This window comes from Solidesulfovibrio alcoholivorans DSM 5433 (assembly GCF_000702665.1).
Lineage (GTDB): Bacteria > Desulfobacterota > Desulfovibrionia > Desulfovibrionales > Desulfovibrionaceae > Solidesulfovibrio > Solidesulfovibrio alcoholivorans.
Genome location: NZ_JNJA01000014.1, coordinates 91029 through 101647 on the forward strand (window position 1 = coordinate 91029; position 10619 = coordinate 101647).

General features: G+C 68.4%; 9 protein-coding genes. 5 read left to right on the top strand and 4 right to left on the bottom strand.

What is annotated here, in order from left to right:
• Window positions 1-55 precede the first annotated feature (55 nt).
• From hydE to cgtA, 5 genes are all read left to right on the top strand, one after another.
• Window positions 56-1051 carry a [FeFe] hydrogenase H-cluster radical SAM maturase HydE gene (gene hydE / locus Q368_RS0118610; protein WP_029460557.1) on the top strand — a complete coding sequence of 332 codons (996 nt, stop codon included), beginning with the start codon at window positions 56-58 and terminating at the stop codon, window positions 1049-1051.
• Entirely contained in the window at window positions 1044-2261 is a 1218-nt protein-coding gene (gene hydF, locus Q368_RS0118615) for a [FeFe] hydrogenase H-cluster maturation GTPase HydF (protein ID WP_029460558.1), read from the top strand. The genes hydE and hydF overlap by 8 nt, the downstream gene beginning before the upstream one ends.
• A gap of 351 nt (window positions 2262-2612) precedes the next feature.
• Window positions 2613-3983, top strand: a complete 1371-nt coding sequence (locus tag Q368_RS0118620; protein ID WP_029460559.1) for a TrkH family potassium uptake protein — start codon at window positions 2613-2615, stop codon at window positions 3981-3983.
• 32 nt (window positions 3984-4015) lie between these two features.
• On the top strand, window positions 4016-4669 hold the full coding sequence (locus Q368_RS0118625; RefSeq protein WP_029460560.1) for a potassium channel family protein: 654 nt from the start codon (window positions 4016-4018) through the stop codon (window positions 4667-4669).
• 143 nt (window positions 4670-4812) lie between these two features.
• Complete coding sequence (gene cgtA / locus Q368_RS0118630; RefSeq protein WP_029460561.1) at window positions 4813-6030, top strand: Obg family GTPase CgtA; 1218 nt, start codon at window positions 4813-4815, stop codon at window positions 6028-6030.
• A gap of 76 nt (window positions 6031-6106) precedes the next feature.
• Here cgtA and Q368_RS24920 read toward each other — a convergent pair whose 3' ends face one another.
• The 4 genes from Q368_RS24920 to Q368_RS0118650 all read right to left on the bottom strand — a co-directional run bounded on the left by Q368_RS24920 (window position 6107) and on the right by Q368_RS0118650 (window position 10535).
• Window positions 6107-6262 carry a DUF1328 domain-containing protein gene (locus Q368_RS24920; protein ID WP_029460562.1) on the bottom strand — a complete coding sequence of 52 codons (156 nt, stop codon included), beginning with the start codon at window positions 6260-6262 and terminating at the stop codon, window positions 6107-6109.
• Between the two features lie 113 nt (window positions 6263-6375).
• Window positions 6376-7872 carry a H(+)/Cl(-) exchange transporter ClcA gene (clcA, locus tag Q368_RS0118640; RefSeq protein WP_052360286.1) on the bottom strand — a complete coding sequence of 499 codons (1497 nt, stop codon included), beginning with the start codon at window positions 7870-7872 and terminating at the stop codon, window positions 6376-6378.
• A gap of 8 nt (window positions 7873-7880) precedes the next feature.
• Window positions 7881-9074 (bottom strand): class I SAM-dependent rRNA methyltransferase, encoded by a 1194-nt coding sequence (locus Q368_RS0118645; protein WP_029460564.1) that lies wholly within the window; start codon window positions 9072-9074, stop codon window positions 7881-7883.
• A 54-nt stretch (window positions 9075-9128) separates the two neighbouring features.
• Window positions 9129-10535, bottom strand: a complete 1407-nt coding sequence (locus Q368_RS0118650; protein WP_029460565.1) for a sigma-54-dependent transcriptional regulator — start codon at window positions 10533-10535, stop codon at window positions 9129-9131.
• Between the last annotated feature and the right edge of the window lie 84 nt (window positions 10536-10619).

Consider the following 10619-nt stretch of genomic DNA (forward strand, 5'->3'; position numbering starts at 1 on the left):
AAATCCACATGCGCGGCAACAGCAATTTGCAACGATGGTAGCGGAGAAAATGCCCATGCGCCCTTCCGAAATCGCCCAACTACTCGCCGGAGCCGACGATGCCGGGCTTTTTTCCGCCGCCGACGCCCTGACGCGGGAAAACTTCGGCACCGAAATCTATCTGCGCGGCGTCATCGAGTTTTCCAACCATTGCGTGAACAACTGCCGTTACTGCGGCCTGCGCCGGGCCAACCGCGGCGTCCACCGCTACCGGCTTTCCGTGGAGGAGATCGTCTCCTGCACGGCGCTCGCCCGGGAACTGTCGCTCGGCACCGTGGTCGTGCAGTCCGGCGACGACTACACGTACACCAGGGAAGACATCGGCCGCGTCGTGACAGGGGCCAAGGAACAAGCGGACGTGGCCGTGACCCTGTCGCTCGGCGACCGCCCCGAAGCCGATTTCCTCTACTGGCGCGAAATCGGCGCGGACCGCTACCTGCTCAAGATCGAGACCTTCGACGAGGCCCTGTACGCGAAATCCCGGCCGGGGCTCGCACTCGCCGACCGCCTGGCCCGGGTGGAATTCCTGCGCAAGGCCGGCTACGAGGTGGGCTCGGGCATCATCACCGACCTGCCCGGCATGACGCCGGACATCCTGGCAAGCGATCTCGCGCGCCTGTCCGCGCTCGACCTGGACATGATCGCCGTGGGACCGTTCGTGCCGAGCCCGGGCACGCCCTACGGTGACGCGCCCGCCGGCTCGGTCCTGACCGCCTTCCGCGCCATGGCCGTGCTGCGGCTTTTAAACCCCCTGGCCAACATTCCCTCGACCTCGGCCTTGAGTGCCCTGCGCGACGGCGCGCGGGAACAGGGGCTCACGGTCGGGGCCAACGTCATCATGCCCTCGCTGACCCCGGAAACCGTGGGCGGCGATTACGCCATCTACCCCGGCAAGAACGCCCTGCGCGCCGACGCCGCCTCGCGCCTGGCCGCCGTGCGCGCGGCCATCCGCCGCGTCGGGCGCACACCCTCCACCGCCGTGGGCGGGTCCAAAAGGAGACGTCATGGCTGAATCCGAAGGCAACAAGGCCCCGCGCGGCGTCAGGCTCGTCATCACGCTCGTCGGGCGCACCAACGCGGGCAAGTCGTCGCTTTTAAACGCCATCGCCGGCCAGGACGTGGCTATCGTCTCGGAAGTGGCCGGCACCACCACCGACCCCGTGGCCAAGCCCTACGAGCTGCTGCCCTTGGGGCCCGTGACCTTCTACGACACCGCCGGCCTCGACGACACGGGCGCACTCGGCGCCCTGCGCATGGCGGCCACGAAAAAGGTGCTCTGGCGCACGGACATCGCCGTGGTGGTCGTGGACGCCGCCTCGGGCCTGACCGACGCCGAACGCGGCATCGTCGCAGCCATCCGCCGCCTGGAAATTCCCTTCCTCGTCGTGTTCAACAAGGCCGACCTGGCCGCGCCGGCCGAGGCCGACCTCGCCTGGTGCCGCGACGCCGGCATCCGATCCGTGAGCGCCAGCGCCGCCACCGGCCAGGGTGCGACCACGGTCAAGGAGGCGCTCATCGCCCTGGCCCCGGCCGAGGCCATGCGCGAACCCGTGCTCGCCGGCGACCTCTTCGGCGAGGGCGCGACCGTGGTCTGCGTCGTGCCCATCGACCTGGCCGCGCCCAAAGGCCGGCTCATCCTGCCGCAAGTGCAGGTCATCCGCGAGATCCTCGACGGCGACGCCACGGCGGTCGTGGTCAAGGAGCGCGAACTGGAAGCCGCGCTGGAGAACTTGCGCCGCCCGCCGGCCCTGGTCGTCACCGACTCCCAGGTCATCCTCAAGGTCGCGGGCGACGTGCCGGACGACGTGCCGCTGACCACCTTTTCCACGCTCTTCGCCCGCTACAAGGGCGACCTGCCGACCCTCGTCGCCGGCGCGGCGGCCATCGACCGGCTTCGCGACGGCGACGCCGTGCTCATGGCCGAGGCCTGCTCCCACCACGTCCAGGCCGACGACATCGGCCGGGTGAAGCTGCCACGCTGGATATCCCAGTACACGGGCCGTGACCTGCGCTTCGAGATCCATGCCGGCCACGACTTCCCCGACGACCTGGAGCGCTACGCCCTGGTCGTGCACTGCGGCTCGTGCATGCTCGGGCGCATGGAGATGGTCCGGCGCATCCGGGAATGCGTGCGCCGGGGCGTGCCCGTCACCAACTACGGTGTGGCCATCTCCAAGGTGCAGGGGGTGCTCGCGCGTGTGCTGCGCCCGTTCAGGCTGTAGGACCATTTTGGCCTTGGCAAAACGCAGGCCATGCCGTACAAGCGGCTCCCCGCCCCGTGGTGGTATTGTTTTTCCGCAATTTCCCTGTTTTACCGTAAAATAGAAACCTCCCTCTCCGAAGATTCTTCATATAGACAAACTGTAACATATTGAACCTACTTAGCTTCAAGCACAATTCTCCACGCCGGCTTCTGGCATGGTTCTTGGTAAGATACAGAACTGAGCAGACAATACCTCCCTATTGTTCTGACCTCTCCTTCATCTCCCGCGCGGGGGCTCCCACAGAGCCCCCCATTTTTTTCGCCGCTGACCCCTTGGTGAAACGGCGCGGGCTGGGCTACGAGTCTCCCCATGTGGCATAAGAAACTTTTCGCCCCCCTGGCCCTGCCCATCCACCTGTTCGCCGGGGCGATCCTCTGCGGCGCTCTCTTGCTGTGCCAGCCCGTCAGCTGCCAGGGACGGCCCATCTCGTTTCTCGACGCCCTGTTCACAGCCACCTCGGCCGCCTGCGTCACCGGGCTCACGGTGGTCGACACGGGCACGGCCTTCACCCGCTTCGGCCAGACCGTGATCCTGGCGCTGATCCAGCTCGGCGGCCTCGGCATCATGACCTTCTCCACCCTGATCTTCTACCTTTGGCGACGCCGCGTTTCCCTGGCCGACCACATCGCCGTGGGCCAGAGCCTGCTGCACGACGCCGCGTTCCACCTCGGGCGGTTCCTGGTGCGCATGGCCGCTGTCACGGCCTTCATCGAAGGCGTGGGAGCCCTGGCCCTCTACATGCTCGACCCCAGGGGATTTGCGCCCTATTCCGCCGTGTTCCACTCGATTTCGGCCTTTTGCAACGCCGGCTTCGGCCTGTTCCCGGACAACCTCATGGGCTATGCCGCGAGCCCTTGGGTCAACCTCGTCTTCATGTGGCTGATCGTAAGCGGCGGTCTGGGGTTCGGCGTGCTCATCGAGGGCTACCGCGCCGCCCGGTCGCGCCTGCAACGGCTGGCCCGCCCCGAGGCGAAGCGGTTCCGCCTGTCCTGGCACGCCCGCACCGTGGTCGGGGTCTCGGCCTTCCTCGTCCTGGCCGGCGCGGCCATGATCTTTTTCGGCGAGTTCTTGGGCGAGCGCTATCCCGAGCTTTCGGCCACGGACAAGGTCTTGGCCGTGCTCTTCCAGTCCGTGACCTGCCGCACAGCGGGATTCAATACCCTGGACATCGGGCGCATGGCCGACGCGTCGCTGGTCATCATGGTCCTTTTGATGTTCATCGGCGGCTCGCCGGGCTCCTGCGCCGGCGGCATCAAGACCACCACTTTCCGGGTGCTCCTCGCCTTTGGCGCGTCCCGCGTGCTGGGCCGGCGGCAGGCCGTGGTCGGCCGTTTCGCCGTGGACGACGACTCCATCGACCGCGCCGTGACCCTGACCGTGTTCGCCGGGGTGCTGGTTCTCGGCTCGGTGCTGCTGCTGTGTTTCACCGAAGGGGCGGTGGCCCCCCACGTGGAATCGGGCGGCCGTTTCCTGGAAATCCTGTTCGAGACGGTTTCGGCCTTCGGCACGGTGGGCCTGTCCACGGGCATCACGCCGTCGCTCACCCCGGCGGGCAAGATCGTCATCACCCTGCTCATGTTCGTGGGCAGGCTCGGCCCCATCCTTTTTCTTTCGGTGGTCCAGGGCTTCCAGGAACCGCTGCGCTACCGCTGGCCCGAACAGGGCATGATGATCGGCTGACGGCGCTTCGCGCCGCGCCTTGCGGAGGAAACATGGCCGGAGATCAGGTCTGCATCATCGGACTGGGCAAGTTCGGCTTCCACATGGGCCGCTGCCTGACGGAACTGGGGCGCACGGTGGTCGGCGTGGACGGCAACCCGGAAAAGGTCAACAATGCCAAGAATGTCTTCACGCAGGTCTACCAGCTCGACGCCCGGGACAAGCGGGCCCTGGAGCAGATCCACGTGGAGGAGATGTCCCATGTCGTGGTCTCGGTCGGGCATTCCATGGAGGCGAGCATCCTCATCTCGCTCTACCTCAAGGAACTCGGCGTACCGCAGGTCTGGGTCAAGGCCGTGTCCACGGACCACGAGAAGCTCCTGCTCAAGATCGGCGTGGACACGGTGTTCATTCCCGAGCGTTTCGCCGCGAAAAACATGGCGCACCAGCTGGCCAGTCCCGGGCTCATCGAGTACCTGCCCATGGACAAGGACGTTGCCATCAAGGAGATCGGCATCGACGACTGGGCCGGCAAGACCCTGCGCCAGCTCGACCTGACCAACAAGCATCAGGTGCAGGTCATCGCCAAGAAGCTCGCGGGCGCGGCCCATTACACGTTCATCCCCCGGGCCGACGAAGCCCTCGGCACGGGCGACAAGCTCGTGCTCGTCGGCCGCGAAGACCGCCTGGCGCGGCTGCGGCCGTGAGCTTTGAGGGAGAATGCCTCCGGCGGCCAGAGGGGGCGCGGTCCCCTCTGGACTCCCGGGAAGGGAGTCACGCTGGAATGCGAGAGCGTTGAAGTCCCGTTTGGGGACAACATAATTTTTCCATACGTCGTGAAGGAGTTTCCATGCGTTTTGTCGACGAAGCCTGGATCGTTGTCCGCTCGGGCAAGGGCGGGCGTGGTGCGGTGTCTTTTCGCCGCGAGAAGTTCATTCCCCGGGGCGGCCCGGACGGCGGCGACGGCGGCAAGGGCGGCGACATCGTCTTTCGCGCCGACCCGGACCTGCTGACCCTGTACGACCTGCGCCTCAAGCGCATCTACGAGGCCAGGAACGGCGAAGGCGGCATGGGCCGCCAGAAAAACGGCCGGGCCGCCGAGGACCTCGTCATCCGCGTCCCCGTGGGCACGGAGCTCTACGAGCTGCCGGCCCCCGATGCGCCCGATACGACGGGCGCGGCGCAACCCGCCAGCGAGCCCGAGATCCCGGACGACGACGGCGACATCGAAGGCCTGGTCGTCGACGAGCACGGCTTCGTGCGCGAGGCTCCGGACTTCGAGCCCAACCCGGACCTGATCGCGGAAAGCGAGGTCCGCGAGCACGAGGACGAGGCGCGGCTCCTGGCCGACCTCACGACCCCGGGGCAGGACTACATCGCCTGCCGGGGCGGGCGCGGCGGCAAGGGCAACCTGCACTTCGCCTCGGCCACCATGCGCACGCCGCGTTTCGCCCAGCCCGGCGAGCCCGGCGAGGAGCGCCGCATCCGGCTCGTGCTCAAGGTCCTGGCCGACGTCGGCATCATCGGCCTGCCAAACGCGGGCAAATCGACGTTCATCGCGGCCGTGAGCCGCGCCCGGCCGAAAATCGCGGCCTACCCCTTCACCACGCTCACGCCCAACCTCGGCGTGATCGAAAACGACTACGGCGACCGGCTCATCCTGGCCGACATCCCGGGGCTCATCGAAGGCGCGCACCTGGGCCAGGGCCTGGGCCACCGTTTCCTGCGCCACGTGGAGCGCACGCGGGTGCTCCTGCACGTCGTCTCCGCCGAGGACGCCTCGCCCGAGGGCGTGTTCGAAGTCTTCAACGTCGTGGACGAGGAACTGCGCCTGTTCGACGCACGCCTGGCCGAGCGGCCGCAGCTGCGCGTGGTCAACAAGATCGACCTGCTCTCCCCCGAGGAGCTGGCCGCACGTAAGGCCGCCGTGGCCGATGCCGGGCAGAAGGTTTTTTTCATGTCCGCGCTCACGGGCGAAGGCGTGGAAGACGTGCTGGAAGCCTTGTGGCAGGCCGCCGCACCGCGCCGCGAAGACGTGAAAGAGGAAGACGGGACGGACGCGCAGTAGCCGCTTCCGCCGCCGCGAAAACCCGGGCGCCCTCTTGCCGCGAACAACGCGCAAGGGGGCGCTTGCCGTTTGGCGGTCAGAACATTTTGCGAAGCAGCGACAGCACGAAGAGGATCAGGAAAATATAGAACAGAATCTTCGCCATGCCGACCGCCGCGCTGGCGATGCCGGTAAAACCCACGATGCCGGCGATCAGGGCGATGACGAGAAAGGTGACGGTCCAGGACAGCATAGGCATCCTCCGGTTATACGTCGTGCGAAGGGAAACCGGTTCTCCCTATGCTCTCTGTAGGACGTCACCGGGGCTTCGGCAAGAAAATAACGCCTTGCGGCAGTCCCACGCTCCTACTTCCCCTTTCGGGGTGGTCCGGGAGGGGCCCCCGCCCCCTCCTGGCCGCCGGAGGCGTCCCCCCTGTCCCCTCCTCCACATCCCCCTTGCCCGGACAGGTGCAGCGTGCGCCCCAGCAGCAGCGTGTAGATGGGCTTGCCGCCCAGGGATTCGGCCGTGACCACCGAGGCGATGCAGGCGATGAGCAGCGGCAAAGTCAGGTCGTAGTTGCGGGTCATCTCCATGATGAGCACCATGCCCGTCAGCGGCGCGCGCACGGTGGCCGCAAAAAGCGCCCCCATGCCGGCCACGGCGAACATGCCCGGGAAAAGCGTCTGATCCGGCCAAAGCACCGTGACCGCCTCGCCGAAGGCCATGCCGAGCAGCGTGCCGAGCGCCAGCATGGGCGCGAAGATGCCGCCCGGCGCGCCCGTGGCGTAGGAAAAAAGCGTGCTCGCGAAGCGGCAGACGAAAAACAGCAGCAGCAACGGCACCCCCACCGTACCGGTCAGGGCGTGGCGCAACACCTTGTAGCCGCCGCCGGTGAGCTCCGGCACGCTCCAGGCGATGACGCCCATGCCCGCGCCAACGGCCAGGGCGTACAGCCACGGCCAGCGCGACGCCGCCCGGTCCACCTTCGAGAGTGCGCCGAGCAGCAGCGTGTTGAACACCGCGCCCACAAGCCCGATCAGTACGCCGAAGACGAAGAAAAACCACAATTCGCCCAGGCGCGGTACGGCGAAGACGCGCATGGCGATGGCTGGCCCGGCGTCGAGCACCACCCGCGCCACGATGTCGGCGGCCACGGACGCGATGACAACGCAATGGAACGAGACGAAGTTGAAATGAAACGAGCGGCGCATCTCCTCGACGACAAAGAGGATGCCGGCCAGGGGCGCGTTGAACGCCGCCGCGAGCCCGGCCCCGGCCCCGGCGGCGACCAGCGAGTGGAGCACCTGCGGGTCCCGCTGGCGGCACAGCTGGCCGAGGAACCGCCCGAGCGCGCCGCCCATGTGGATGGTCGGCCCTTCGCGGCCCATGCTCATGCCGCTGCCAAGCGACAGCACGCCGCCGACGAGCTTGACCGGCAGCACGCGCAAGGGTCGCAGCCTGCGCACGCCGGCCAGCGCCCCCTCGATCTCCTGGATGCCGCTGCCCGCGGCCTCGGGCGCGAAAAACCGCACCAAGGCCACGGCCGCCACGGTGAGCCCGGCCGACAGGAGCATGGAAACCGCCAGCCCTCCGCCGAAGGCCGCCTCTGCGGCCGCGGCCAGTGCCCTGCGCTCTTGCTCCAGATATCCCGCCCCGGCCAGGAGCGCCGCGGCCACGAGCCCCGTGACCGCGCCCACCATGGCGGCGATGCAAAAGATGGGGGCCAGCCGGCGGTTGAGCATTTCAAACCGCCGCAGCAGGCTGCACGGCAGGGAGGAAAGCAGCGCGTCCTCGCCGCCCTGTCCCTCCGGGGAGGCCGGAGGGACAGGCGGTACGGGAAGGCTCGGCGGCGCGGCGGGCACGGGATGGCTCAGCGCCGCAGCAGACGCAGGGTGAAGGATTTGAGGTAGTCGGTCTCGGCCATGGCCGGATGGGCCGGATGGTCGGGGCCCTGCCGGCCCTGGGCCAGCACCTGGGCGCGGCGTCCGGCGGCGTTGGCCGCGCGAAGCGCCACACGGCGCAGGTCCCAGGCGTCCACGTGCTGGGAGCAGGAGCAGGTCATGAGGATGCCGTCGTCGGCCAGCACGTCCATGGCCAGGCGATTGAGGCGCTCGTAGGCCCGCAGGCCCGCTTCCAGGTCCTTCCTGCGCTTGACCAGGGCCGGTGGATCGAGGCTGACCACGTCGAAAGTCCGCCCGGAGGCGGCGCATTCCTCGAGAAAAGCCCCGGCGTCGGCGCGCACGGCCTCGACGCTGCCCGCCACGCCGTTTCGCGCGGCGTTTTGCGCGGCCATGTCGCGCGCGGCTTCCGAGGAGTCCAGGCACACGGCCGACGCGGCCCCGGCCAGGGCCGCGCGCACGGAAAAGGCCCCGGCATAGGCGAAGAGGTCGAGCACGGTCCTGCCGCGCACGAGCCGGCACAGGGCGGTGCGGTTTTCGCGCATGTCGTAGAACCAGCCGGTTTTTTGCCCCGAAAGCGCGGGTACGGCGAAGCGTGCGCCGTCCTCGTCGATCTCCAGGAATTCCGGGGCTTCGCCGTAGGCCGTCTCCACCGCGCGCGGCAGGCCCTCCAGGTCGCGCGAGGCCGCGTCGTTGCGCCAGATGACGGCGCGCGGCGACAGCTCCGCGAGCACGGCCTCGAGGATCACGTCGCGAAGCCCCTCCGCGCCGGCCGTGGTGAGCTGCCCCACGACCACGTCGCCGTAGCGGTCGAGGACCACGCCCGGCACATGGTCGCCCTCGGAAAAAAGCAGCCGGTAATACGGCGTGGCGTAGAACCGCGCGCGCAGGGCCAGGGCGTCGCGGATGCGGGAGCGAAAGAAATCGACGTCGAGGCGCGTGTCCGGGTCGCTATCCATGACCCGGGCGCAGATGAGCGAGCCGGGGTTGACCGTGACGACGCCGAGCGGCCGGCCGCGCGAGGCCGTAACCACGGCGGCCTGTCCCGGCGCGAAGGCGGTGAGCGGGGTTTTCTTCGTGTCCACCTCGTTGCTGAACACCCACAGGTGTCCGGCGCGAAGGCGGCGTTCCTCGTTGTTCTTGAGCGTCAGTATGGGCATGTCCATGGCTGGCACGGTACGGCAGCGGCGCGGCCGACGCAAGATGGAGCAAGGCGCGGCTTACGCGCGGGTGGGGAGATTGTACTTGCGGAACAGGTCGTAGAGCCGCGACGGCGACAGCCCGGAGAGCTTCGCGCCGCGCACGACGTTGCCGCCGCAGGCCGCGAGCAGGTCGCGCAGGTAGGCTTCCTCGGCCGCGTCCAGGGCGCGGCGGCGGTACTCCTTCCAGGGCGGCACGGCATGGCCGGCCCGGGCCGCCGCCTCGCGCACGGCCGGGACCGTTTCGCAGGCCGCGCCGGCGTTCAGCACCTGGATGCGGATCTCGTCGGGCAGATGCTTGGGATAGAGCATGGGCTCGCCGCGATGGGCGAGCACCACCCGCTCCATGGTGCTGCTCAGTTCGCGCACGTTGCCGGGCCAGGTGTACGCGCCGAGGGCCTGGAAAAACTCTTCCGTCACGCCCTTGGTCGGCAAACGGTAGCGCTCGCAGAAGCGGTTCATGTAGTGCAGCGCCAGGGGCTTGATGTCCTCCACCCGCTCCCGCAGCGGCGGCAGGGTGATGACGATGGTGCGCAGCCGGTAGAGCAGATCCTCGCGGAACACGCCGCTCGCCGCCATGACCGAAAGATCGCGGTTGGTCGCGGCCACGAGCCGGAAATCGCTTTGCAGCTCGTTTTTGGAACCCACCGGCCGGAAGCGGCCGTCCTGGAGCACGCGCAGAAACGTCTTTTGTATGCCCTGGGACAGCTCGCCGATCTCGTCGAGAAAGAGCGTGCCGCCGTCGGCCAGCTTGAACAGCCCGTCGCGGTCGCGGTCCGCGTCGGTGAACGCGCCCTTGACGTGGCCGAAGAGCACGCTCTCGACCAGCGTTTCCGGCAGCGCGGCGCAGTCCACCACCACGAAGTTGTTGGTGGCGCGGGAGGAATTGGCGTGTATGGCGCGGGCGAAGAGCTCCTTGCCCGTGCCGGTCTCGCCGCCGATGAGCACCGAAGCGTCGGAATCGGCGGCCTGGGCCACGAGGTCGAGGCAGGCCTCCATGGCCTGTCCCGTGCCGATGATGCCCTCGCGCTTGAGCACGGCGCGCGGCCGGCGCGCGGCCTTCTGGGCGCGGTATTCCAGGGCGCGCGTGAGCGGCAGGGTGACGCGGTTGGGGGTGAGCGGCTTCTGGATGTAGTCCCAGGCCCCGGATTTGATGGCCAGCGCCGCGCCCTCGGGATCGTCCTGGGCGGTGACGATGATGATCTCCGGCGAACCCGGCGCGGCGCGCAGTTCGGGCAGCAGATCCAGGCCGTAACCGTCCGGCAGACGCAAATCGAGGAGCACCACGTCGAAGCGGCCCGCGGCCAGCGCCTCGCGCCCTTCCGCCAGCGACCCGGCCCAGACCAGGCCATGCCCCAGCCGCCGCATGAGCGCGCCGAATGTTTCCTTCAGGATGGCGTCGTCGTCGATGAGGAGAATGTGGGCCATAATCCTAGGGAATCGGGGGAGGGAACCCCTCTTTTTATGCTGCGGGCCGCGTGGCCCGGGGTTCCCTCCCCCGAGCCCCCACCC